The 24,318-nt window shown below is 70.7% G+C and carries 21 protein-coding genes; 6 read left to right on the plus strand and 15 right to left on the minus strand.

Going from position 1 to position 24,318, the window contains the following annotated elements; genetic code table 11:
• Nucleotides 1-1,758: a methyl-accepting chemotaxis protein gene (locus CRP55_RS25645; protein ID WP_097322693.1), complete on the minus strand. Its 1,758-nt coding sequence runs from the start codon at nucleotides 1,756-1,758 to the stop codon at nucleotides 1-3.
• A gap of 256 nt (nucleotides 1,759-2,014) precedes the next feature.
• Between CRP55_RS25645 and CRP55_RS25650 the strand changes: the two genes are divergently transcribed.
• Entirely contained in the window at nucleotides 2,015-2,353 is a 339-nt protein-coding gene (locus CRP55_RS25650; RefSeq protein ID WP_097322694.1) for a chorismate mutase, read from the plus strand.
• Here the strand turns inward: CRP55_RS25650 and CRP55_RS25655 are convergent.
• The 7 genes from CRP55_RS25655 to CRP55_RS25685 all read right to left on the minus strand — a co-directional run bounded on the left by CRP55_RS25655 (nucleotide 2,350) and on the right by CRP55_RS25685 (nucleotide 10,090).
• Nucleotides 2,350-3,357 carry an ABC transporter ATP-binding protein gene (locus CRP55_RS25655; protein ID WP_097322695.1) on the minus strand — a complete coding sequence of 336 codons (1,008 nt, stop codon included), beginning with the start codon at nucleotides 3,355-3,357 and terminating at the stop codon, nucleotides 2,350-2,352. The genes CRP55_RS25650 and CRP55_RS25655 overlap by 4 nt on opposite strands.
• Nucleotides 3,350-4,348: an ABC transporter ATP-binding protein gene (locus CRP55_RS25660; RefSeq protein WP_097322861.1), complete on the minus strand. Its 999-nt coding sequence runs from the start codon at nucleotides 4,346-4,348 to the stop codon at nucleotides 3,350-3,352. Before CRP55_RS25660 ends, CRP55_RS25655 begins: the two co-directional genes overlap by 8 nt.
• A 5-nt stretch (nucleotides 4,349-4,353) precedes the next feature.
• Nucleotides 4,354-5,292: an ABC transporter permease gene (locus CRP55_RS25665; RefSeq protein WP_097322696.1), complete on the minus strand. Its 939-nt coding sequence runs from the start codon at nucleotides 5,290-5,292 to the stop codon at nucleotides 4,354-4,356.
• Nucleotides 5,285-6,214 (minus strand): ABC transporter permease, encoded by a 930-nt coding sequence (locus CRP55_RS25670; protein ID WP_097322697.1) that lies wholly within the window; start codon nucleotides 6,212-6,214, stop codon nucleotides 5,285-5,287. Before CRP55_RS25670 ends, CRP55_RS25665 begins: the two co-directional genes overlap by 8 nt.
• Nucleotides 6,215-6,309: 95 nt before the next feature.
• Nucleotides 6,310-7,944, minus strand: a complete 1,635-nt coding sequence (locus CRP55_RS25675) for a peptide ABC transporter substrate-binding protein (protein ID WP_245923371.1) — start codon at nucleotides 7,942-7,944, stop codon at nucleotides 6,310-6,312.
• A 227-nt stretch (nucleotides 7,945-8,171) separates the two neighbouring features.
• The gene (locus tag CRP55_RS25680) at nucleotides 8,172-8,834 is read right to left on the minus strand and encodes a response regulator (RefSeq protein ID WP_097322699.1); all 663 of its coding nucleotides are present in this window, start codon (nucleotides 8,832-8,834) and stop codon (nucleotides 8,172-8,174) included.
• Nucleotides 8,831-10,090: an ATP-binding protein gene (locus CRP55_RS25685; RefSeq protein ID WP_097322862.1), complete on the minus strand. Its 1,260-nt coding sequence runs from the start codon at nucleotides 10,088-10,090 to the stop codon at nucleotides 8,831-8,833. The genes CRP55_RS25680 and CRP55_RS25685 overlap by 4 nt, the downstream gene beginning before the upstream one ends.
• Before the next feature lie 153 nt (nucleotides 10,091-10,243).
• Here CRP55_RS25685 and CRP55_RS55735 point away from each other — a divergent pair, with 153 nt between their 5' ends.
• Genes CRP55_RS55735 through CRP55_RS25700 form a run of 3 tightly spaced genes read left to right on the plus strand, consistent with a single transcriptional unit; the run spans nucleotide 10,244 to nucleotide 13,284 of the window.
• Nucleotides 10,244-11,677: a PspC domain-containing protein gene (locus CRP55_RS55735; RefSeq protein WP_097322700.1), complete on the plus strand. Its 1,434-nt coding sequence runs from the start codon at nucleotides 10,244-10,246 to the stop codon at nucleotides 11,675-11,677.
• Entirely contained in the window at nucleotides 11,674-12,024 is a 351-nt protein-coding gene (locus CRP55_RS25695) for a hypothetical protein (protein ID WP_097322701.1), read from the plus strand. The genes CRP55_RS55735 and CRP55_RS25695 overlap by 4 nt, the downstream gene beginning before the upstream one ends.
• Nucleotides 12,025-12,042: 18 nt before the next feature.
• Nucleotides 12,043-13,284, plus strand: a complete 1,242-nt coding sequence (locus tag CRP55_RS25700) for a phosphatidylserine decarboxylase (RefSeq protein ID WP_179855338.1) — start codon at nucleotides 12,043-12,045, stop codon at nucleotides 13,282-13,284.
• Nucleotides 13,285-13,326: 42 nt separating this feature from the next.
• Here the strand turns inward: CRP55_RS25700 and CRP55_RS25705 are convergent, their stop codons facing one another.
• From CRP55_RS25705 to CRP55_RS25715, 3 genes are all read right to left on the minus strand, one after another.
• On the minus strand, nucleotides 13,327-14,205 hold the full coding sequence (locus CRP55_RS25705; RefSeq protein ID WP_097322863.1) for a CDP-alcohol phosphatidyltransferase family protein: 879 nt from the start codon (nucleotides 14,203-14,205) through the stop codon (nucleotides 13,327-13,329).
• A gap of 302 nt (nucleotides 14,206-14,507) precedes the next feature.
• A complete protein-coding gene (locus CRP55_RS56035) occupies nucleotides 14,508-15,956 on the minus strand; it encodes an NUDIX domain-containing protein (protein WP_342751572.1) in 1,449 nt (482 codons plus the stop codon).
• A gap of 4 nt (nucleotides 15,957-15,960) precedes the next feature.
• Complete coding sequence (locus CRP55_RS25715; protein WP_097322865.1) at nucleotides 15,961-16,911, minus strand: NUDIX hydrolase; 951 nt, start codon at nucleotides 16,909-16,911, stop codon at nucleotides 15,961-15,963.
• A 204-nt stretch (nucleotides 16,912-17,115) separates the two neighbouring features.
• On the opposite strand from CRP55_RS25715, the gene CRP55_RS25720 reads away from it, so the two are divergent.
• Nucleotides 17,116-17,316 (plus strand): PspC domain-containing protein, encoded by a 201-nt coding sequence (locus tag CRP55_RS25720; protein WP_097322703.1) that lies wholly within the window; start codon nucleotides 17,116-17,118, stop codon nucleotides 17,314-17,316.
• 4 nt (nucleotides 17,317-17,320) lie between these two features.
• Here CRP55_RS25720 and guaA read toward each other — a convergent pair whose 3' ends face one another.
• The 3 genes from guaA to CRP55_RS25735 all read right to left on the minus strand — a co-directional run bounded on the left by guaA (nucleotide 17,321) and on the right by CRP55_RS25735 (nucleotide 21,699).
• A complete protein-coding gene (gene guaA / locus CRP55_RS25725) occupies nucleotides 17,321-18,868 on the minus strand; it encodes a glutamine-hydrolyzing GMP synthase (RefSeq protein ID WP_097322866.1) in 1,548 nt (515 codons plus the stop codon).
• Nucleotides 18,869-18,877: 9 nt separating this feature from the next.
• Nucleotides 18,878-19,801 carry a S8 family serine peptidase gene (locus tag CRP55_RS25730; protein WP_097322704.1) on the minus strand — a complete coding sequence of 308 codons (924 nt, stop codon included), beginning with the start codon at nucleotides 19,799-19,801 and terminating at the stop codon, nucleotides 18,878-18,880.
• A gap of 104 nt (nucleotides 19,802-19,905) precedes the next feature.
• A complete protein-coding gene (locus tag CRP55_RS25735) occupies nucleotides 19,906-21,699 on the minus strand; it encodes a S8 family serine peptidase (RefSeq protein ID WP_097322705.1) in 1,794 nt (597 codons plus the stop codon).
• A gap of 128 nt (nucleotides 21,700-21,827) precedes the next feature.
• Here CRP55_RS25735 and CRP55_RS25740 point away from each other — a divergent pair, with 128 nt between their 5' ends.
• Nucleotides 21,828-22,892 (plus strand): LCP family protein, encoded by a 1,065-nt coding sequence (locus CRP55_RS25740; RefSeq protein ID WP_097322706.1) that lies wholly within the window; start codon nucleotides 21,828-21,830, stop codon nucleotides 22,890-22,892.
• Nucleotides 22,893-22,895: 3 nt separating this feature from the next.
• On the opposite strand, the gene CRP55_RS25745 is transcribed toward CRP55_RS25740, so the two are convergent.
• Nucleotides 22,896-24,311, minus strand: coding sequence for a M1 family metallopeptidase (locus tag CRP55_RS25745; protein ID WP_245923372.1), 1,416 nt, complete (start codon nucleotides 24,309-24,311; stop codon nucleotides 22,896-22,898).
• Between the last annotated feature and the right edge of the window lie 7 nt (nucleotides 24,312-24,318).

A 24,318-nucleotide genomic window follows, 5' to 3' on the forward strand; every position in this document is an offset into this window, starting at 1 on the left:
TCAGAAGAGCTCGAGGCCGCCGCCGGCGGTGGTGGCCTCGAGCTGGGGCTGGGCGGGGGCCAGCTGGTCGATCTGGGCGATGGCCGCCTGGACCTGGGAGATCAGGCCGCTGATGCTGTGCTGCTGGTCGTCGGCGACCGAGCGGACCTGGTCGATGGCGGCGCGGACGCTGGCGATGCCGTCGGTCATGGTGGCCACGGCGCTCGAGACGTCGGTGGCGCTCGTGGTCAGGGCGCCCAGGGTGGTCGTGATGCGCTCGGCCGAGGTGGACGTGTCGTCGGCCAGCTTGCGGACCTCGTCGGCCACGACCGCGAAGCCCTCGCCCGCCCGGCCGGCGCGGGCGGCCTCGATCGTGGCGTTCAGGGCGAGCATGCGGGTCTGGCCGGCGATCTGCGCGATCACCGCCACCATCTCGGCCGCGGCGGGCAGGCTGACGCCGAGCGCCTCGGCCGCCCGGTCGGCCTGCGCCGCGTGATCGGCCATCTGCTCGGTCGCCGAGTGGGCGGCGGCCGCGCCCGCGTTGATGTTCTGCACCGACTCGCGGACCGTGTCGACCTCGTGGACGGCGTCGCCGAGCTGATAGGCGATGCCGCCGATGATCTGTTCCGACTCGGCCTGGACCCGGTGGAGCGTCTGGTCCCGGGCCTCCTCTTCGGCCGACTGCTGCCGCCGCCGCTGCTCCTCGGCCCGCTCGCGCTCCCCGGCCAGCTCGGCCTGCTGCGACTCGAAAGCGGCGAGCATGCCGTTGGCCGCCGCGCTCAGCGCCCGCAGGTCGGGATGGGCCGAGTCGGGAAGCCGCTCGCTCACGTCACGGGACTCCATGATCCGCTCGGCGGCCTGGCGCAACGGCAGGACCTGCTCGCGCACGCTGCCGCGCACCACCCGGCCGATCGCCACCTTCAGGAAGATCATCATGACCACGACGGCGACCGCGATCGCGGTCAGCGCCCGGACCGCCGCGTTGTGCACCGGCCGTTCCTCGAGGTTCTCGAGAGTGACCTGCACCCCGTCCACGCCGGTCACCGTCGTCTGCACGGCCACTTGGGTCCCGGCCACCGCGGTGTTCACCACGAGCGTGCCGATCAGGCTCGACATGTCGTCGTGGCGCACGCTGCCCTCGCGTGGGGCGCCGAGCAGCCGGGTCGTGTCGTCGGTGTTCTGATTGATCAGGCCCAACCCGGCCGCGTCCAGAGTGCGAAGCATGACGAGCGAACCGGACGACGTGCCACCGCCGCCACGCTTGTAGACGGCCAGACTGCAGAACATGGTGGGCGCCCCGACGGCCGAGGTGACGCCGCACGTCGCCGAGCCGGGGGTGGCGCCGGTGTCGATCAGGGTGTTCAGCACGGTCGTGTCGCGCAGCTCGTCCGGCAGGCTTTCGTAACCGGTCGGACCGAGCTTGCCGCCGACCTGCTTCTTCCCGTCGCGGCTCACGCCGACCACGCCGGACAGCCCGTAGAAGGCCCGCAGCTGCTCGGCCGGGAAGTCCGCCTCGAAGCCCGCCTGGTCGCCCCTGGCCACATCGGTGTAGGCGCTGGTCCGCATCGAGTTGGTGATCCCGAAATCGACCATGCTCGCGGCGTGGTCGCTGAGCGCGGTCCGTAACTCTTCCGCCTCTTTGGTCAACATGCGCTGCTCGGCGCTGCCGAAAGCCCGCAAGGTGATCACCCAGACGGGCACCATCAGGACCACGAGCACCGTCGCCAGCAGGGCGAGGATGCGCAGCCGGCCCGGCTCACGCAGCCAGCTCCGCTTCACATGATCACGTTAGGCGGCCGTTTCCCCTGGCGAGGGGCGTCCCACGGATCGGGCGCTTTTCTTGCGGAGTCGTTGCAGGCGGGGGCATACTCGGCAGCGTGATCCAGCAGGCGCGATTTTTCTATGGCAGCGGGTGCCCCGCGGCCGTAGGACGCGTCTGAACGACAGACCTCCATCAAGCCCCGGGCCTCACCGCCCGGGGCTTGATGCTGCCCGGGCCGGGTCGACCGGGGCGCAAGCACCCGAGGAGCACGACATGACCGCCGACGTGGTGGACAACAAGACCGGTGACAGCGCTGCCCAGGCGAGCGCGGCCGGGATGGACCTCAAGACCGGCGCCGCCGAGCCGCTGGCCGCGCACGAGATCAGCGCGATGCGCGAGCGGATCGACGAGATCGACCAGGCCATCATCGACCTGTGGCTGGAACGGGCCCGCCTCTCGCAGGAGGTCGGCCGCACCCGCATGGCCAGCGGCGGCACCCGCCTCGTCCTCTCCCGCGAGCGCGAGATCGTCGAGCGCTTCCGCGAGGCCCTCGGCGCCGACGGCGCCCAGGTCGCCCTGATGATCCTGCGCGCCGGGCGCGGCCCTCTCTAGTAACGCCGCGCCAGGTCGAGCGTCTCCGCGAAATGGCAGGCGCTGGGGTGCGGGGAACGCTCGCGGACCTCCAGGGTCGGCTCGTGGTCGGCGCAGCCGGGCTGCGCCTTCCAACAGCGCGTGCGGAAACGGCACCCCGACGGCGGGTCCGCCGGTGACGGCACGTCGCCCTCCAGGACGATGTGCCGGCGGTGACCTCGCAGGCGGGGGTCCGGCACCGGGACCGCCGAGAGCAGGGCCTGGGTGTACGGGTGGGTCGGCTGGTCGTAGATGGCCACGTGACTGCCCGTCTCGACCACCTTGCCCAGGTACATCACGGCGATGCGGTCGGAGATGTGCCGGACCACCGACAGGTCGTGGGCGATGAAGACGTACGAGAGGCCGAAGTCGCGCTGGAGGCGCTCCAGCAGGTTGATCACCTGGGCCTGGATCGAGACGTCGAGGGCGGAGACCGGCTCGTCGCAGACGATGATCTCGGGGCGGAGGGCCAGCGCGCGGGCGATGCCGATGCGCTGGCGCTGACCGCCCGAGAACTGGTGCGGATAGCGGTTGATGTGGTCGGGGTTGAGGCCGACCGTGTCGAGCAGCTCCTGCACCGCGCGCTCGCGGCCCTGCCGGGGCACCGCGTCCGGGTGGATCTCGTACGGCTCACCGACGATGTCGCCCACGGTCATGCGCGGGTTCAGCGACGTGTACGGGTCCTGCATGACCATCTGGATGTTGCGGCGGGCCTGGCGCAGCGCCGGACCGCGCAGGCGGATCATGTCGTCACCGCGTACCCGGATCTCGCCGCTCGTGGGTTTCTCCAGGCCGACCAGCATCTTGGCCAGCGTCGACTTGCCGCAGCCGGACTCGCCGACGATGCCGAGGGTCTCGCCGCGGCGCAGGTGCAGGTCGACGCCGTCGACCGCCCGCACGGCGCCGGTCTTCTTCCGGACGACGACGCCCTGGGTGATCGGGAAGTGCTTGACCAGGCCCCGCGCCTCGAGAACGACGTCAGACACCGAGGACCTCCCGGATGAAGTGGCAGCTGGCGATGCGCCGCGGCGCGATCTGATAGGCGGGCGGCGGCGGATCCTGCCGGCAGACATCGCGGGCGTAGGCGCACCGCGGGTGGAACGGGCAGCCCCGCGGCACGTCGGTCAGGGCCGGCGGCAGCCCGCGGATCACGTTGAGCCCGCGGCCCTTGAAGTCGAGGCGCGGGATCGATTCGAGCAGCGCCTTCGTGTACGGGTGGGCCGGGTGCGCGTAGATGTCGTAGACCGGCGCGTATTCGACGACCTTGCCCGCGTACATCACCGCGATCGTGTCGGCGACGTCCGCGACCACGCCCATGTCGTGCGTGATCAGCACCAGGCCCATGTTGCGCTCGCGCTGGACCTCGGCCAGCAGCCCCATGATCTGGGCCTGGACGGTGACGTCGAGGGCCGTGGTCGGCTCGTCGGCGATCAGCACGTCCGGGTCGAGGGCGAGCGCCATCGCGATCATGACGCGCTGGCGCATGCCGCCGGAGAACTGGTGCGGATAGTCGTCGACCCGGTTCTTGGCGTCGGGGATGCGTACCTGGTCGAGGAGGTCGACGGCGCGGCGCTTGGCCTCCTGGCGGGACAGGCCCCGATGCGTACGGAAAAGCTCGCCGATCTGATATCCGACGCTGTAGACCGGGTTCAGGGCGCTCAGCGCGTCCTGGAAGATCATCGCGATCCGGTTGGCGCGGACCTGGCGGCGCTCGTCCTCCGGCAGCTTCAGCAGGTCGACGCCGCGGTAGAGCACCTCACCCTTGGTCACGTGAGCCGGCGGCGTGTCCAGAATGCCCATGATCGCCTGCGCGGTGACCGACTTGCCGCAGCCGGACTCGCCCAGCACGGCGAGCGTCTCGCCGGGCCGCAGGATCAGGTTGACGCCGGTCACCGCGCGGGCCACGCCGTCGCGCGTGCGGAACTCGACGTGCATGTCGTTGACCTGCAACAACGGGGCGTTCGGGTCGAAGTTCATCTCGGTCACCGCAGCTTCGGGTCGAAGGCGTCGCGGATGGCGTCGCCGAGCATGATGAAGGCGAGCACCGTCACCGCGAGGAAGACCGAGGGCCAGATCAAAGGCGCCGCGGTCGTACGGATGTAGGGCCCGGCCTCGGCGATCGCGATGCCCCAGCTGATCGCGTCGCCCTTGAGCCCCACGCCGAGGTACGACAGCGTCGACTCGCTGGCGATGTTGATGCCGAGCAGGATCGTCAGCACCACCAGGAACGGGCCGATCGAGTTGGGCAGGATGTGCCGGAACATCTGCCGGGACGGGCTCGCACCGAGCATGCGGGCCGCGGCCACGTAGTCCTGGCCCTTGGCCGAGATGACGGCCGAGCGCATCACCCGGGCCGAGGTCGTCCAGCCGAGCAGCCCGAGGGTCAGGATCACCGGGACGATGTTCGTGGCGTCCGGATCCGTGGAGAACCGGTTGGCCAGCACGATCGCCGCGAGCAGGAACGGGACGCCGAGCACCACGTCGATGAAGCGGGACAGCACCGCGTCGAGCCAGCCGCCGTAGTAGCCGGCGGTGAGGCCGAACAGCAGGCCGATCACGCCGGCGAGAAGGGTGGCGAACAGGCCGACGATCAGCGAGTCGCGCGCGCCGTAGATGGTCTTGGCGTAGACGTTGCAGCCCTGGAAGTCGAATCCGAAGGGCGCCCCACTGGCCGCGCCGGCGTTCTTGTTGGCCAGCACGCAGTCGCGCGGGTCGGCCGAGGTGAACAGCGACGGCCAGACCGCCATCAGCAGGATGACCGCGACCAGCACCACCGCCACCCAGAAGATCTTGCTGGAGCGCAGGTCGAGCCAGGCGTCACCGGCCAGGCTGCGCGGCTTGGCCGGCGAGCCGCCGTGGCGAGGCCCGGTCGGGGCCGGGCCGGGCGCCTCGACCGCGCTGACGGCGTTGAGGTCACTCATAGCGGATCCTGGGGTCGAGGGCGGCGTACAGCAGGTCGACGATCAGGTTGATCACCAGGAAGACGATCACCAGAACGCTCACGAAGCCGACCACCAGCGGGCCGTCCTCGGCCCGGATGCCGCGGAACAGGTTGAAGCCGACACCGGGGATGTTGAAGACGCCCTCGGTGATGATCGCGCCCGACATGAGGGCGCCGATGTCCACGCCGATCAGCGTGATCACCGGGATCAGCGAGTTGCGCAGCACGTGCGCGCCGATCACCCGTTTGTTCGTCAAACCCTTGGCCCGGGCCGTACGCACGTAGTCGGCCCGCATGTTCTCGGCCACCGAGGAGCGGGTGACCCGCAGCTCGGTGGCGATCACCAAAGTGCCCAGCACCAGGGCGGGCAGCAACAGATCCCACAGGCCGGCGTCGCGGGTGACGGTCACCGGGAACCAGCCGAGCTGGACGCCGAAGACCACCTGGGCCACCGGAGCCAGCACCACGACCGGCATGGCCAGCACGATCAGGGTGATCACCAGCGTGACGTTGTCGAACACGCCGCCGCGGCGGATGCCGGAGAGCACGCCGGCCGAGACGGCGATGACGGCCGCGATCAGGACCGCCAGCAGCGCCAGCTTGATCGTGATGGGCCAGGCCTCGGCCAGCATCTCGCTGATCGGGCGGCGCTGGGTCAGCGAGGTGCCGAGATCGCCGGTGAGCAGGCCGCGCACGTAGTGCCAGTACTGGACGAGGAAGGGGTCGTCGAGGTGGTACTGCGCGTTCAGGGCGATGCGCTGGCTCTCGCTGAGCGGGCGCTCGCCGACCAGGGCCTGGTAGGGGTCGTCCTGGTTGGCGAACATCAGCGCGTACACGAGGAACGTGGCCCCGAAGAAGGTGAGCACCATCTGGAGCAGGCGCCGCACGATGTAGCGGAACATGTGGGTGAAGCCTCTTGGGCCGAAGGGGTGGAACACAGCGGTGGCGCCACGGTTTCACCTTGATCCGTGGCGCCACAACCGTAGAAATGGTCAGACTAGCTGGCGATATCGATCTGGTAGATGTCCACCTTGGCGAACAGGTCCATGGTCACGTCGGTGACGCGCTCCGAGTGGCCGAAGAGGTTCTGACTGAACCGCAGCGGCAGCACCGGCATGTCCTGGGCCAGGATGTCCTCGGCGTTCTGCCAGTACTTCGTGGCCTGCGCGACGGTCGGCGCCTCGGAGCCCTGCTTGACCAGGCTGTCGAACGTCGCGTTCTTGTAGCCGCCGTAGTTCGAGGAGCCGTCGCTGGTGTAGAGCGGGCCGAGGTAGTTCTCCATCAGCGGGTAGTCCATCGACCAGGCGAGCCGGTACATGCCGACGTCCTCGTGGGCGCGGACCTTGGCCAGCAGGTCGGTCAGCTTGGGCACGGTCGCGCCGACGCAGTTGACGCCGAGGGACGACTTGATCTGGTTGCACATCGCGTCGATCCAGGGCTTGTGGCCGCCGTCCGCGTTGTACGTGATCTTGATTTCGGACGGGCCGCCCGCCGCGTCGTACATCTGCCTGGCCTTGACGGGGTTGTACTCGCAGTTCTGCTTGCAGGTGTCCTTGCGCGCGGCCTGCAGCACCGGCGAGACGAACGAGGTCGCGGCGGTCTCGGAGCCGAGGAAGATCTGCTCGGTCATCTCCTGGCGGTTGATCGCCATGGAGATGGCCCGGCGCACCTGCGGGCTCTTGTACTTGTCGTCGTACATCGGGAAGGCGACGAACGCGAAACCCGAGCTCGGGCTCTTGAGGAAGCGGTCGCCCAGGTCACCGGAGGCCTGCGAGAGGCTCTCGACGGGGATCTGGGTCTCGACGTCGAGGTTGCCCGCGACCAGGTCGTTGTACTGCGTGGTCAGGTCCTGGTAGATCCGCCACGTGATGCCGTTGACCTTGGGGACGGTGCCCTTGAAGTCGGCGACCTTCTCGACCTGGATCTGCTGGTCGTGCTGCCACTTGCCCTTGATCTTGAAGGGCCCGTTGCCGATCGGCGCGTCGGCGAAGTCCTTCTTGAGCACACCCTCGCTCTCCCACGCCGCCTTGGGCAGCGGGAGGAAGGCGTCGTAGCCCATGACCGACTCCCAGCCGGCGAAGCCCGCGGAGAGCGTGACCGTGAAGGTCGTGTTGTTGACCTTCTTGAGGCCGCTCAGCGCCTTGGCCTTGGGCTCGGGCGCCTCGGCCGGGCCGTCGTCGTCCGGGTCCTTGGACTGGAGGTCGGCGAAGCCCTGGATCCGGCTGTAGAAGTACGACGCGAGCTGGCCGTTCGGGCCGTACGCACCGTAGTTCCAGGCGCTGATGTAGTTGTCCGCCGTGACCGGTTCGCCGTTGCTGAAGGTGAAGCCCGGCTTGAGCTTGATCGTCCAGACCCGGTTGGCCTTGTCATGCGTGATCGACTGAGCGGCGACCACGTAGGGCTCGCTGTTCTTGTTGAACCGCACGAGCGGGTAGTACAGCGACGCCAGCACCTGCGAGCCGCCCGTTTCCACCACATTGGACGGGATCAGGCTCGTCGGCTCGACGATGCCGATGCTGATGCTGTTCGGCAGAGCTTCGGCGTCGTCCGAGGAACTACCGCTGCAGCCGGACGCCAACAAGACGATGGCGGCCGCTCCGGCCGCCATCTTCCATGGCATTTTCCCAGGCATGGGGTGGGTGCCTCCTTCAGGGGCGCTCACGGGGGTCGTGTGAGTCGCCAGCAACTGTGACACAGAGCCAACGACAGCCAAGGCCCCGTTACCAAGCCGATATTAGACAGGCCCGGTGCCACGCTTGCTCCCCGACCGGTTCTTCGATATAAGCAACCGGCCCTACCAGGGAAAACGCCGTTCGGTACGCACACGACAACCCACCGCAGCGCCCGCGTGAAGATCAATCAGACGAGCCTGCGGTCGGCCGCCCAACGTGACAATTCGTAACGGTTGCTCATCTGGAGCTTCCTCAGGACGTTCGAGACATGCGTCTCGACGGTCTTGATCGAGATGAACAATTCCTTGGCGATCTCCTTGTACGCGTACCCGCGCGCCAACAACCGCAGGACCTCGCGCTCGCGGTTGGTGAGCTGGTCGAGCTCCGGGTCGGCGACCGGCACGTCGGGCCGCGAGGCGAAGGCGTCCAGCACGAAACCGGCCAGGCGGGGGCTGAAGACGGCGTCGCCGTCGGCCACCCGGCGGATCGCCGCGGCCAGCTCGTCCGGTGAGATCGTCTTGGTCACATAGCCCCGGGCGCCGGCCCGGATCAGGCCGATCACGTCCTCGGCCGCGTCGGAGACGGACAGCGCCAGGAAGCGCACGTGCGGGTGGGTGCGGCGCATCGCGTCGAGCACCGCGCGGCCGCCGCCGTCGGGCATGTGCACGTCGAGCAGCACGACGTCGGGCTCGGCGGCCGCGATCTTGGTGACCGCCTCGGCCACCGTGCTGGCCTCGCCGATGACGTCGACATGCGCGCCCAGCTCGGCGCGCACCCCCGCGCGGAACATCGCGTGGTCGTCCACCAGGAAGACGGTGAGCCGCCGGCTCTCGCTCGCGGGCTCGGTCATCGTGCTGCCTCCTTACCGGCCGTCACGCTGTCCCGCGACACGGGAAGCGTCAGCCGGACCTCTGTGCCGTCGCCGACGGCACTGCGGATCTCCGCCTTGCCGTCGTGACGCTGCATCCGTCCGATGATCGAGCCTCGCACGCCGTGCCGCGACTCCTGCACACCCTGCAGGTCGAATCCGGCGCCGCGGTCGCGGACGAAGACGCTCAGCTCGTCCGGCTCGACCTCGGCGTAGAGCGACACCGTCTGCACGCCGGCGTGGCGGGCCGCGTTGACCAGGGCCTCGCGCGCCGCCGCGACCAGGGCCGCCACCCGCTCGTCGCACTCGGTGTCGCCGACCACCACGGTCTCGACACTGATCGCATAGGTGTCCTCGACCTCGGCCGCGGCCTGCTCGAGGGCGGCCGCGAAGCGCTCGGTGGGCGACGCCGTCGGCTTGTAGAGCCAGTTGCGCAGGCTGCGCTCCTGGCCGCGGGCCAGCCGCTGCACCTCTTTGATGTCGGCCGAGTTGCGCTGGATCAGGGCCAGCGTGTGCAGCACCTGGTCGTGGATCATGGCGGCCACCTCGGCCCGCTCCTGCTCACGGATGCGGCCCTCGCGCTCGGCCCGGAGCTGGTTGAACATGCGCCAGAGCAGCGGCGCGGCCACCACGCCGACGCCGAGCAGGCCGACCAGCGCGAAGATCACGCCGTTGATGACCGAGGTGAGGCTGCCGGCCGGCGCATAGACGGCGACCACACCGATGACGCCGGTCGCGACCAGCACGCCACCGCCGATGAAGCGCAGCAGGAAGAAACGCCTGTCGCTCTCGGCCACCACGGCGGCCAGCCAGGGCGTCTGCGGCATGTTGGCGCCCCACTGGCGCCGCGTCGGGTCGGCCTGATGCCAGATGATGCCGGCGCCGACCGCGACCACGGCGATCAGCCAGCCGACCGTGCCGGCCACGTTGTCCTTGAAGACCAGGGCCTGCAGGAGAATGACACCGAGGCCGATGGCGCCGAACGGCAGCAGCATGGCCAGGTCGCGCCGCTTGGCCGGCTCGCCGGCGGCGGGCACCTGCTGCGGCAGGACGGCCCAGAAGGCCGCGTAGAGAAGCAGGCCGAGGCCGTTGAAGCCGAGCAGGACGACGAGGGCGATGCGCACGGCCAGCACGGACACGCCGAGGTGCTGCGCGAGCCCGGACGCGACGCCCGCGATGATGCGGTGGTCGCGCGGCCTGGACAGGCGGCGGGTGGGCGGTGCGGCGGCGGCGCTGATGGCTCCTCCTCGGTTGTGTCCTTCGATCGTCACACGTTCCGGCCGCGCGGACCACGGGGAACTTCCCCTGGTATCCGGCGGCCCGGATCTCAGGGTGGCCTCAGGGTCGCCGCCGGAAGCGTCTCGGGTGCACGAGGGGCGAGGATCGATGCCATGAACGAGGAAGCTGCCGAACCGCAGGGCACCCAACAGGCGCCCCCCGCTGCGGAGAGGAACGCCCCACCGTGGGCCGGTGGGCCGCCCTTCTCCCGTGACAAGCTGGTCCGCCCGCGCCAGGGCCGCTACCTGGCCGGCGTCTCCGGCGCGCTGGCCCGGGCCACCAACACCGACCCGGTGCTGTGGCGCGTGCTGTTCGCCGTGCTGGGCGTGATCAGCGGTGTCGGTGTGCTGCTCTACCTCATCGGCTGGCTGATCATCCCGGCCGAGGGCGACACCGCCTCGCCGATCGAGTCGCTGCTCGGCAAGGGCCGGGCCGGCATGACCCCGCTCTCGGTGGTGGTCCTCGGTGGCGCGGCCGTGCTGTCGTTCGCCTTCATCGTGCAGGACGGGGTGCGGGCCAGCCTGCTGGCGTGCGCGGTCATCTTCGGCGCGATCATCCTGATCAAGCGGTCGAACTCCCACCCGGGCCCCACGCCGCCGCCGGACGCCTTCCCCACCGCCGAGTTCGCCACGGCGCCCACGCCCGGACCGGCCGCGACCTCGACCACCCCGGCCACCGAGCCGCCGGTCGAGCCGGTGACGGCTCCCTTCGAGCCGGTGACGGCTCCCCTCGAGGCGGCCTCCGCCCCGCCTTCCGCCCCGCCTTCCGCCCCGCCTTCCGAGCCGCCGACGGCTCCGTTCGCCCCGCCGCCGGCAGCCCCGTTCGCCCCGCCGCCCGGTGCCTACCGGCCGCCGTTCGCGCCGCACGGGCCGTTCGCCCGGCCCACGCCGGCCACCTATCCGCCGGCGCCGCCCGCCCCGCCCGCGGCCAAGCCGCCGAAGAAGCCGAAGGAGCGCTCCAAGCTGGGCCGCCTCACCTTCTTCGCGCTGATCGTGGTGATGGGCGTGATGGCCGCGATCGACACGGCCGGCGCGAGCATCGCCGTCTCGGCCTACTTCGCGGCGGCGCTGGCCACCATCGCGGCCGGCCTGATCGTCGGCACCTGGCTCGGCCGGGCCCGCGGCCTGATCGCGCTCGGCCTGATCGCCACTCTCGGCCTGTTCGCCGCGACCGGCTCCGAGCGCTGGGGCGACGACGTGGCCAACAGCGTCTACCGGCCGACCACCCTGGCCCAGGTCGCGGACCGCTACGACTTCACCCTCGGCGACGCCACGATCGACCTGCGCCAGATCGATTTCGCCGGCCAGCAGCAGACGATCACCGTCAACATGAAGTTCGGCCAGGTGCGGGTGCTCCTGCCGCCGACTGTCGACACGACCGCCTCCCTGCAGGTCCAGAACGGCCGGGCCGAGATCCTCGGCAAGACCTTCGAGGGCGAGTCGCTGAACAACGAGAATCTGACCGACCTCGGCCCGGACGGCGCCGGAGGCGGCACGCTCAAGCTCGACCTGCGGCTCGACGCGGGCAACCTGGAGGTGCACCGATGAGGCCACACCGCGCCGACGGCGTCTCGCTCAGCTTCGGCATCCTGTTCCTGCTGGTGGTCGCCTGGTGGGCGGTCTCGGCGGTGGTCAACGTCCACCTGCCCGCGGTGGGCTGGCTGGTCGCCGGCGGCCTGATCGTCTTCGGCGTGATCGGCCTGCTCGGCGCGCTCCGGTCGGCCCGGGGCGGCACCCCCGAGCCGGCCATGGCGACCGCCGTGCCCGCTCCGGCCCCCGACCCGGAGATCCCCGGCGACCTCCCGCCGGAGATGCACGCGTCGATCGTCCGGGAGCTCCTGGAGGAGCCGTCCGAGCGGTTCACCAAGGAGCACCCCGCGTCACCGGAGAAGTAGCCCCATATGCTCGTGGCCATGACGTACCCCGTGGTGTCCAACGCTCCGATCGCCGGGGTCGGCCCCGTCGCCGCCCGGGCCCTGACCGCCGAGTTCGCCCGGCACAACGCGCCCACCACCGCCCTGGTGTTCGCCGCCGACCACGCCACCGAGGTGGTGGCGGCCGCCGTCGAGGCCCTGCTGCCGGCCGACAAGCTCACCCTGGTGGCCGGCGAGCGCAGCACGGCCGACCTGCTGCGCGACCACATCACCGGGCTGGGCAGCTGGATCGCCGACCGGGTGCGGGTGGTCGACGCGCTCGAAGAGGCCGAGCCGGCCGACGTGGTGATCGTGGGCGAGCCGCTGACCGGCACCGCCGACGAGGTCCGGGTCCTGCTCGACCGCCTGGGGAAATATCTGAACGAGGGCGCCGTGCTCACCGTGGCCACCCCGGCCACGCCGGGCCGCACCGGTGGCGCCGCGGCCGAGCTGTTCCGGCAGGGCGCGCTGTTCGGCGTCGGCTCCGACCTGGTGCTGCGCAACCAGCCGCCGCTGCGGGTGCACAAGCTGCGGTTCACCGCGGCCGACCCGCGGGTGGCGGCCACCCTGGCCCCGGCCTACCGGCCGTCCAGCGTGCCGGTGACCCGCTCGATGCACATCGACTCCAACGGCGTGGCCGCCGCGGGCATCGCGCTCGGGCTGGCCGCGCTGGCCCGCCGGGCCCGGCCCAAGTCGAAGCTGTGGCTGCTGCCGGCGCTGGCCGCGGCGCCGGTCGCGGCGTTCTTCCGTGACCCCGAGCGTGACGTGCCCAGCGACCCGTCGGCCGTGGTGGCGGCGTCCGACGGCCGGGTGCTGTCGGTCGAGCGGATGACCGACGAGCGTTTCGGCAGCGGCGAGTTCCTGCGGATCGCGGTCTTCCTGTCGGTCCTCGACGTGCACGTCAACCGGGTGCCGGTGGCGGGCCGGGTGTCCGACCACTTCGTCGAGGAGGGCGGCTACGCGAACGCGATGACGGCCGCCGCCGAGCACAACGTGGCCGCCTACACGGTGCTCGACACCGAGCACGGCACGGTCGTGGTGGCCCAGCGGACCGGTCTGATCGCCCGCCGCATCGTGCAGCGCACGCCGGTCGGCACGCTGGTCGCCAAGGGCGAGCGGATGGGCCTGATCCGGTTCGGCTCGCGCACCGACGTCTACCTGCCGGCCGGGGCGGCCGAGCCGCTGGTGGCCGTCAACGACAAGGTCATCGGCGGTTCCTCAGTGATCGCCCGCTGGCTTTAGACAAAAATGGCCGCCCCCACCGGGGCGGCCATTTTCTTTCGCTTACGCGGTTCGCCTCTCGCGCATCCAGAGGACCGGGCCGCTGAGCAGGTACGTCACCACGACCATCACGAAGGTCAGGCGGGCGTCGACCAGGGCGCCGACGATCGGGAGCAGCCACAGCCAGGCCGGGAGCCGCACGAGGCGGGCCAGCTTCGCGTACGGGAAGCTCGAGACCATGGCGAAGGCCAGCAGGGCCACACCGCCGAGCAGGGCCAGGCCGGGAAGCGGCAGGCCGATCAGCACGGACACCGCGAGGACCGCGGCCACCATCGTGGTCGGCACGCCGCAGAAGAACTTGCCGTCCTTGGGTGAGACGTTGAAGCGGGCCAGCCGGATCGCGGCGCAGGCCGCGACGAGCACGCAGGCCACCGCGGCGGCCGGGGTCGGCACCGAGTGGGCCAGCGAGGCGTAGACCACGACCGGCGCGGCCAGGCCGAACGAGCACATGTCGGCCAGCGAGTCCATTTGGGCGCCGAACGGGCTGGAGACGCCGAGCTTGCGGGCCAGAGCCCCGTCGAGGCCGTCGAACGCGACGCAGGCGACCAGGCAGGCCGCGGCCAGGCGGACGTCGCCGTGCATGGCCAGGAAGATCGCCGTGAGGCCGAGGGCCAGGCTGGCGATGGTGCAGCCGTTGACGATCGCGAAGCGCACCTTGCGGGCCGCGGTGTGCTCACCGGGCAGCAGGGAGGCCGGCGCGGCCTCTTCGACGACGGCTGGGATCGCCAGATGCGGAACGGAGGGGCCGAGGGCCCGACCGTGCTCGGCACCGGTGTAGATGACTTCTGCCCTGGTCGCGGTGGCGGCCCGGCCGGACTCAGCGTTCCGGCGGCCGACCCGCACCATCAGGGCCTGCCGCGCGATGGTTCCTCCGCGGCGCAGACGGCCTGCCCAACGACGACCGGCGGGACGGGGGCTATCCGTCGATCGACGCCGGCGCCAAGGGGTTCTCGGCACGTGCTTCCTCCATGGGATGAGATGGCCCACCTGCACGTTTGCGGTGGGTTAGGTCCCGGTAGCCCGCCGCACACGCGGACCGGGGAAATTCGCGGTGTACACCATCGCACAGCCGGACGACCTTGGCGAGAAGTCGATCGACCGTCGTTGGCAGGTGCTCCTCCGGGTCTTTCCTTGGCCGGGCGGTCGGGACGGGGCCATCAGAACTCCCCTCCCGCGTAACGATTCTAACTCGCCCGTTCCGCCCCGATTCGGGCTACGGCGACGGCCGCCGGCTCGGTGAGCGCCAGCCGCCCGGCCTCGGCCAGCGTGAACCACCGCGCCTCGGCGGTCGAGCCGTCCACCTCTTTGACCACGGGCTCGGTCGGCGTGTCGACCTCCACCCGGAACAGGACACGAATGACATGCCAGTCGATCGGCGTCCCTTCGGGCCCCACAGCCGCCGGGTCGTACCGGTGCGAGATCTCCACCAGCCCAGTCACCCGCCCGTGTTGCCCGGTCTCCTCAAAAACCTCCCGAGCCAGCGCCGCCTCCGGCGTCTCCCCATGATCGGTCCCCCCACCGGGCACGTGCCACCGCCCGGCCCCGGGATAGCCCGAGGCGATCCGGGTGAGCAGAACCCGCCCCGAGGAGTCCGAGGCCACCGCATACGCCCCAAACCGCTGCACCGGCCCCCGCGGCGCGGTCTCCCCGCCCTCCGCAGAGCGCTGCACCACCTCCGCCCGCGCAGTCTCTCCGCCCTCTTCCGAGCGCTGCACCGCCTCGGCCCGCGCGGTCTCCCCGCCCACCTCCGAACGCTGCACCACCTCCGGCCGCGCAGTCTCGCCACCGTCACCAGAGCGCTGCAACGCCTCGGCCCGCGCAGTCTCCGAGCCCACCACACCACCACCCTTTTCGCCTGACTTTTCGGAAATGTCAGGTGAGGAGGAGGGGGAGCGTCCTAAGACGGCTGCGGCCTCGGAGGAGGGGAAGGACTGGGAGGCGGGGCGAGAAGGCTCGGAGGCGAGGCGAGAAGGCTCGGAGGCAGCGCCGGAGGCGGGGTGAGGCTCGGAGACGGCGCCGGGCGCAGGGTGGGCGCCGCGCGCGGAGTGAGGCTCAGAGACGGCGCCGCGCGCGGGGCGAGGCTCAGAGACGACGCCGCGCGCGGGGCGAGGCTCAGAGACGGCGCCGCGCGCGAGGTGAGGCTCAGAGACGGCGCCGGGCGCGGAGTGAGGCTCGGAGGCGGCGCTGGAGGTGGGGTGGGGCTGGGAGGCGGCGCTGGAGGTGGGGGCATTGGGGGTGAGGTTGAGGGCGGCGGCGGTGAAAGGCATCAGTGGGAGGGCGGCCGGGTCGGCTACCCACTCGACGAGCTCTGTGGTGCCCTCGGCTTCGTTTCGCAAAGTGCCGGCAAGAGCCGTGACGTCGTAGATGATTCGGTCGGTGTGCTCCAGGGCGCCGCTCGACAGGGGGAAGACGTCGGCGGTGACGGTGTTGAGGCCGTCGATCCGTACGGCCAGGCCCGTCTCCTCGGCGAACTCGCGCACCACCGCGTCGTTCGGGTGTTCGCCCCGCTCGACGCCGCCGCCGGGCAGGGTCCACAGGCCGGGGAACTCGCTGCGTGGCGAGTTCCGGGCGAGCAGCACCCGCCCGGTCTCGTCGCGACAGATTCCGTAGGCCCCGACGCGTCTGATCTTCACCAGATCAGATTAGCCGCGCCTTTCGCAGCGCCTCGGCCGTCACTTCGGTCAGCTGGTCCTCGGGGAGGTCGGCGACCTCCTTGACCGGCATCCAGCGCGCCTCGGAGGTGGAGCCGCCCACATCCTTGACGATCACCTCGGTCGGGGCGTCGACGATCACCCGGTAGAAGGCACGCACGCCGTGCCAGTCGATCGGGTAGCCCTCGGGGCCGAGCGAGGCCGCGTCGCGGTGGCTGGCCACGCCGAGCAGCTCGACCAGCCGGCCCTCCTGGCCGGTCTCCTCGACCAGCTCGCGGATCAGCGCCGTGCCCGGCTGCTCGCCGTAGTCGGTGCCGCCGCCGGGCAGGTGCCAGCGGCCCTCGCCCGGATAGCCGGGGGCGATGCGGGTCAGCAGCAGGCTCGTGTCGTGCGGGTCGGTGGCGATCGCGTACGCCGCGAAGCGCTGCGCCCGGTGCAGCCCGTCCGGACCCGGATAGGCGTAGAAGGACGGGAAGGTGGGCGCCGGCTCGGGCCGCAGGTCGGCCGAGGCGCTGCCCAGCCCGAGCGCGTCCGCCGTGAACTGGCGCAGTTTGAGGCGCCCGGCCTCCTCCAGCGTGTGCCAGCGGGCCAGGTCGGTGGGGTGGCCGATGCGGTCGACCAGCGTGCCGCCCCGTATCGACACCTCGTAGATGAGGCGGTCGGTGTGGATGGTGACGCCTCGGTGCGGCAGGGAGCGCATGTCGGCCAGGACGTCCTGCAGGCCGGTGACGGCCACGGAAAGGCCGGTCTCGGCGGCCGTCTCGCGGACGACGGTGTGGTTGGGATCTTCGCCGTGGTCGACGGCGCCACCGGGCAGGGACCAGACGCCCGGCGTGCCGGAGCTGGTGGAGGCCCGGACCAGCAGCACGCGGCCCTCGTCGTCGCGGGCGACGGCGTAGGCGGCGATCCGGCGGAGCGGTTCGAGTGCGGGGGTCACGGGCGGCATTCTGCCCGGAATATGTTAACTGCAGAAAACATCTGTCGGATTCCTGACAGGGTGCTCGCGCTGCGTAATCCCTGATCAGAGCGTTGCCAGGGACAACGTGCACTAGATCGACCACGGCCCGTAACCATCATTTCAGGGTACGTATCCGGGCCTTCACCGAGGTCGTAGGGCCCCGCCCAGTCCCACCATAGAGACATGAACGAGGCACCCTACAAGCTCCTCCGCCGCCCCAAGGACGACCGTGTCGGGGCCGGCGTCTGCAGCGGCATCGGCCGCTACTTCGGCATCGACCCGGTGCTGGTCCGGGTCGCCTTCGTCGTGCTGGCCGCCGCCACCTGGGGCGCGGCCCTGCTCGCCTATCCCCTGATGTGGTTCCTCATGCCGGAAGAGTGGTGAGCGGTCACTCCCACTCGATGGTGCCCGGCGGCTTGCTCGTCACGTCGAGCACGACCCGGTTGACCTCGCGGACCTCGTTCGTGATCCGGGTCGAGATCTTGGCGATCACGTCGTAGGGCAGGCGCGACCAGTCGGCGGTCATCGCGTCCTCGCTCGACACCGGCCGCAGCACCACGGGGTGACCGTACGTGCGGCCGTCGCCCTGCACGCCCACGCTGCGCACGTCGGCCAGCAGCACCACCGGGAACTGCCAGACGTCGCGGTCGAGACCGGCCGCGGTCAGCTCCTCGCGCGCGATCAGGTCGGCCGCGCGGAGCAGGTCGAGCCGCTCCCGGTCGACCGCGCCGATGATGCGGATGGCCAGGCCCGGCCCGGGGAACGGGTGCCGCTGGACCATCTCGTCGGGCAGGCCCAACTCCGTACCCAGAGCCCGCACCTCGTCCTTGAACAGCGTGCGCAGCGGCTCGATGAGCGCGAACTGGAGGTCGTCGGGCAGACCGCCCACGTTGTGGTGCGACTTGATGTTGGCGGTGCCGGTGCCGCCGCCGGACTCCACCACGTCGGGGTAGAGCGTGCCCTGCACGAGGAACTCGATGTGCCGCTCGGCGTCGAGCTCGCGGGCCGCGGCCTCGAACGTACGGATGAACTCGCGTCCGATGATCTTGCGCTTCTGCTCGGGGTCGGTGACCCCGGCCAGGTGCCCCAGGAACGACTCGGCCGCGTCGACCACCTTGAGCCGGATGCCGGTGGCGGCCACGTAGTCTTTCTCGACCTGCTCCGCCTCGCCCGCGCGCAGCAGGCCGTGGTCGACGAAGATGCAGGTCAGCTGGTCGCCGATGGCCTTGTGCACGAGGGCGGCGGCAACCGCCGAGTCGACACCGCCGGACAGACCGCAGATCACCTGCTTGTCGCCGACCTGCTCGCGGATGGCCGCGACCTGCTCCTCGATGATGTTCGACGACGTCCAGGTCGGCTCGAGGCCCGCGATGTCGTACAGGAAGCGCTTGAGCATCTCCTGTCCCTGCTCGGTGTGCGCCACCTCGGGGTGGAACTGCACGCCGGCCCGCTTGGCCGTGAGGTCTTCGAACGCGGCCACCGGAGCGCCCGGCGTCGACGCGGTCACCGCGAAGCCCTGCGGGGCCACGGCCACGCTGTCGCCGTGGCTCATCCAGACCGGCAGGTCGTCGGGGAGCTCGCGCAGCAGGGTGCCGCCCTGGGCGCTGAGCAGGGTGCGCCCGTACTCCCGGGAGCCGGTGTGCGCGACCGTGCCGCCCAGCGCCTGCGCCATGGCCTGGAAGCCGTAGCAGATGCCGAAGACGGGCACGTCGTTGTCGAACAGGCTCGGGTCGAGCACGGGCGCGCCCGGCTCGTAGACGCTGGACGGGCCGCCGGACAGGATGATCGCGGCCGGGTCTTTGGCCAGCATCTCGGCGACCGGCATCGAATGCGGGACGATCTCCGAGTAGACCCGCGCCTCGCGGACGCGGCGGGCGATCAGCTGGGCGTACTGGGCGCCGAAATCGACGACGAGGACGGGTCGGGGAGTACTCACCGGCAAAGTTTACCGGAGGGCCTGGAGGGCCTTCAGAGCGTCGACCCGGCCCGACGGCGACGACTTGGTGCCGACGATGGCGGCCCGGATCTCACCCGCGGTGGGCTGCAGAGGGCTGGAGGCGAGCAGGCCGGCCACGCCGGCGATGAACGGGGCGGCCGACGAGGTGCCGCAGTACTGGCCGATCGCGCCGGACGGGCCCTGGGCCGGGTTGCAGCCGGGCGCGGTCACGTCGACCCACGAGCCGTAGTTGGACCAGCTGTAGCGGGCGCCGGTGGAGGTGACACCGCCGACGGCCAGCACCGACGGGATGGCCGCCGGGTAGTGCGGGGCGGAGACGCCCTTGTTGCCGGCCGCGGCGACGATCAGGGCGCCCTTGGCCTCGGCGTACGTCACGGCGTCGCGCAGGACGCCGCTGTCGGCGTTGCCGCCCAGCGACAGGCTGATGACGCGCGCGCCGCGGTCGGCCGCGAACCGGATGCCCTGGGCGATGGCGGTGTAGCTGCCGCTGCCCTTGGCGTTGAGCACCTTGACCGGCAGGATGCGGCAGTTCCAGCAGATGCCGGCGATGCCGGTGCGGTTGGCGCCGCCCGCGGCGACCACGCCGGCCGCCATCGTGCCGTGGCCGTTGTCGTCGGCCGGGTTGCTGTCGCCGTTGACGAAGTCGTAGCCGGGCAGCATGCGGGTGCGCAGGTCGGGCAACGGGTTCACGCCGGTGTCGAGCACGGCGACGATCACCCGGGTGTTGCCGCGCAGCGTGTTCCACACCTGGTCGACGCGGGTCTGCTTGAGGCCCCACTGGGTCGAGAAGCCGGGGTCGTTCGGCTTCGACCAGCCGTCGGCCGAGGCCATCGCGGCGTCACCGGTGGGCGCCACGAACATCGCGGCACCGGCCAGCAGACCTGCGAAGAGCTTTCCGACCCGACCGAGCACGCGAGGACCTCCAAAGCGAAAAGGAGCCGGCCAGAGTGGCCGGCTCCCTTCACTTCGGTTCGCTCACTGACCGTTCCGGTCCCTCCCGGTTGCGGTCAGGTTGTTCACCTTTTGTACGTGTACTTCGCCGACAGGCCCGCGTTGCCGGCCTTGTCGTACGTCCGCAGCTGCACCGTGGTGTTGTTCGGCACCGAGGTCGCCTTGAACGTGAACGGCGTGGTCGTCGACCGCACCTGCGACACCTTGCCGTTGATCAGCAGCTGGGTCACCTTGACGCCGCGGGCGTCCGAGGCGGCGAACTTGACCGTCACCGTGCCGGTGATCTTCGAGCCGCTCTTCGGGGCCGAGGTGATCTTCACGACCGGTGCGATGTTGTCGACGATCACCGTGCGCTCGGACGGCTGGAACGAGTTGCCGGCCTTGTCCCAGACGACCATCCGGACCTTGATCGGGCCGTTGTACGCGTTCGTCTTGAGCGCGACGCTCCACGGCGCCTTGGCCGCGTAGCCCTTGTTCACGCCGTTGACGAAGAGCTGGACCAGCCGGACGCCCGACTTGTTGTCGCTGGCGCCGCCCGCGGTGAAGGTGGCCGTGCCGCGGACCAGCGCGTTCTGCGACGGGATGATGCCGGTCGACTTCGGCTTGACCGTGTCGGTGGCGTAGGTCAGCGCGTGCGGAGCGTCGATCTTGCCGTAGTTGACGCCGGTGCCGCTGATCTTGTGCTGCGCGGCCGAGTTCTGCAGCGCGTTCATCAGCGACCAGCCGGTGAAGCTCGGGTTCTTGGCCTTGATCAGGCCGGCGATGCCGGACACGATCGGCGCCGCGAACGACGTGCCGTCGACCTTGTTGTTGTAGTTGCCGTACCGGTCCATGGCCGTCACGGTGCCGGGCGCCGCGAGGTCGACCCAGGTGTCGCCGGCCTTGTTCCGGTAGGAGTACGAGGCGAGCGCGTTCGACCGCTGGGCGGTGGCGGCCACGGACACCACGTCGCCGTAGGCGGCCGGGTACGAGCGGTTGGTCAGCGGGTCGCCGGCGCTGACCCGGTTGCCGGCCGCGGCCACGACCAGCACGGCGTTCGTGTTGGCGTAGGCCACCGCGTCGGAGAGCACCTTGGAGGAGGTGGGGCCGCCGAGCGACAGGTTGATGATCTTGGCGCCGTGCTGGACGGCCCAGGTGATGCCGGCCGCCACGTCGCTGTCCCAGCCGCTGCCCTGGCTGTCGAGCACCTTGACCGGGATGATCTGGCAGGTCCAGCACAGGCCGGCCATGCCCCTGGTGTTGTTGCCGCGAGCGGCGATCAGGGAGGCGACCTCGGTGCCGTGGCCCGCGTCGTCGGCCGGGGACGCGTCGCCGTTGACGAAGTCGTAGCCGGCCAGCACCGCGCCGCCGGCCAGGTCGCCGACCGCGTTCACGCCGGTGTCGACGACCGCGATCTTGACGGGCGAGGCGCCGCCGGTCGTCTGGTCCCACGCCAGCGGCGCGCGGACCTCGTCGATCTCGGGCTGCTCGCCCTCCTGGTAGGCCTCGTCGTTCGGGACCAGCGTCGCCTTGCGCTGCTGGTCGACCTCGACGTAGGCCACGTTCGGGTCGTTGCGCAGGGCGGCGATCGTGGCGGCGCTGCGCGCGGCCGGCACCTGCACGGTCGACGCGCGGATCTGGTCGAGGGCCGCGCTGTCGGCGGCCGCGTCGAGCTTGCGCGCTCCGGCCGCGGAAAGAGTGTTGGTGGCCGCGACCCGGTTGGCGCCGTCCTTGTAGCCGACGACCAGCCGCACGGGCGAGCCGGACTGCGGAGTCGTCGCCTTGGTGTCGGCCAGGGCCCAGGTGGTCACGCTCGTCATCGCCACGACGACGGCCGTGGACAGTGCGCCGACGGTGATCCGTCGTTTGGTGAGCTTCATCGAAGCTGCCTCCCCCGTTGATGGCGGCGGCCAGCGTACGGCCGTTCGGGTGAATCGCAATGACCTGTTTCACACTGCGGGAAAGGGCCCTCGTTGAGCTGGTGATCATCCTCAATTAGTGTTCCGGCATGCGGAACAGCAGGCTTGGTCTATGGATCGGCGCGGCGGTCGTGCTGATCCTGCTCGTCGGCGGGGGCATCGCCTGGGCGGTCCGATCCGATGACGAGCCCGAGGCCGCACCGGCCCCGCCGGCCTCGGCCCCGCCCACGACCGCGCCGCCCACGACCGCGCCCACCACCGCGCCGCCGTCGCCCGGGGCCGACATCACCGGCCCGCTCGACCTGCTGCTGATCGGTGTGGACACCCGGGTCAGCATCCCCGACTGGCAGCCGCACGCCGACGCGATCATGCTGCTGCACGTCGAGCCCGGGCTGAAGAAGGCCTACCTCTACTCCCTGCCCCGCGATCTGCGGGTCAGCTACAGCGGCGGCACCCACAAGCTCACCGAGGCGATGAGCCGGGGCGCCGGCGACAGCCGCGACGTCAAGAAGGGCTACGCGCTTCTCTCGAAGACGATCAGCCAGTACACCGGCATCAAGGAGTTCCAGGCCGGCGCCGTCCTCAACTTCGGCGGCCTGGAGCGGCTCACCGCCCGGCTCGGCGGGGTCGACCTGGTGATCGACCAGACGGTCAAGTCGCGACACCGCAAGCCGGACGGCACCCTGCGGCCGCTCTCCGGCGGCGACTACATCGGGCCGCAGGCCGTCTATCAGGCCGGCAAGCGGCACCTGAACGGCTGGCAGGCGATCGACTACGCCCGCCAGCGCTACGGCCTGCCCAACGGCGACTACGACCGGCAGCGCCACCAGCGGCAGCTGGTCTCGGCCCTGTTCGACAAGGCGCTGAGCCGCGACCTGGCCGACGACCCGGCCGCGCTGGAGGGCATCGTCGAAGCGCTCGGCGACACGCTGGTCTATCTGGGCGGACGGCGGCCGGTCGAATACGCGTACGCGCTGAGGAATTTGACCGCGAAGAACATCACTCGGGTCACCCTGCCCGGAGACGGGGTCTCCGGCGGCAGCGGCTATCTGGGTGAGCGGCTGACCTCCGAGGGCAAGGGTTTCGTCACCGCCGTCGCCCAGGGCAAGGCCGCCGGGTATCTGGCGAGTCACCCCAAATTGGTGGACAAGTAGGACCTACGGCTTCGGCGGCTTGGCCTTCTCGTAGAGCCACTTCTGGAAGAAGGCGTCGAGCTGCTTGCCCGAGACCTGCTCGGCCAGCGCGATCAGATCGTCGGTGGTGGCGTTGCCGTCGCGGTGCTCGGAGGTCCACTGCTTGAGCAGCTTGTCGAACGCGGCGTCCCCGATGGTCTTGCGCAGCGCGTAGACGGTCATGCCGCCACGCTGGTAGACGGCGTCGCCGAAGATCCGGTTGGCGCCCGGGTCGCCGGTCGTCTCGTTCGTCTGGAGCCAGCCGTAGTTCTCGTAGGTGTCGTCGAAGGCCTGCTCGACGGTCTGCACCTTCTCGTGCTCGTCCCACAGCCACTCGGCGTACGTGGCGAAGCCCTCGTTGAGCCAGATGTCCTGCCAGCGGTCGAGGGCCACGCTGTCGCCGAACCACTGATGGGCCAGCTCGTGGGCGACGACGGTCTCGTTCTCGCCGCCGTTGAAGAACGACGGCCCGTACACCGGCCGGGACTGCGTCTCCAGCGCGTAGCCGATGCGCTGCTCGTCGACGACCACACCGCCGTTGGCGTCGAACGGGTACGGACCGAACTTGGTGGCCAGGAAGTCGGTGATCTCGCCGGTCCTGGCGATCGACACCGCGGCCGGCCCGTCCGCCGGCAGCGAGTCGGCGACCGCGGTGATCATCGGTTTGCCGCCGTGCGTGGCCGTGGTGATCCGGTACTGGCCGATCACCACGTAGGACAGATAGCTGGCCATCGGCGACCTCTCGGTCCAGGTCCAGGTGGTCCAGTCGCCCTCGTCGCGGGTCGCGCCCCGCACGCCGTTGCTGATCACCTCGAGGCCGGACGGCACGGTCATCTCGAGGTGCCAGGTCGCCTTGTCCGACGGGTGGTCGTTCACCGGGTACCAGGTGCTCGCCGACTCGGGCTGGCCCAGCGCGATCGCCCCGGTCGGCGTCTCGAGCCAGCCGCCCTCGCCGAGTGTGGAGTTCGCCAGACGGGACGGCTGACCGCCGTACTGGATGACCGTGGTGAACTCGCGCCCGCGGGCGATGCCGCCGGACGGCTTGACGGTCAGCTCGGCCCCGGAGACCGAGGACGTCGCCTTGGCGCCGTCGACCGTCACGTCGCTCACGGCCAGCTTGGAGAGGTCGAGGTTGAACGACGACAGATCCTGCGTGGCGGTCGCGCTGATGGTGGCCGTGCCGGTGAGCTGATCCGTCTTCGGGTCGAACTTCACCTTCAGGTCGTACGCGGCGACGTCGTACCCGCCGTTGCCGTATTTCGGGAAGTACGGGTCGCCGGCACCGTCGGCCCCGGCGGTGAACGAAGAACTCGCCGCCGGCGCGGCTTTGCCGCCGTCGTCGCCCGAACACCCGCTCGCGGCCACCAGGGTGACCGCGAGCACCATCGCTGCACGCCTCATGGCGCGA

It is taken from the genome of Paractinoplanes atraurantiacus (assembly GCF_900215205.1).
Classification (GTDB): Bacteria; Actinomycetota; Actinomycetes; order Mycobacteriales; family Micromonosporaceae; genus Actinoplanes; species Actinoplanes atraurantiacus.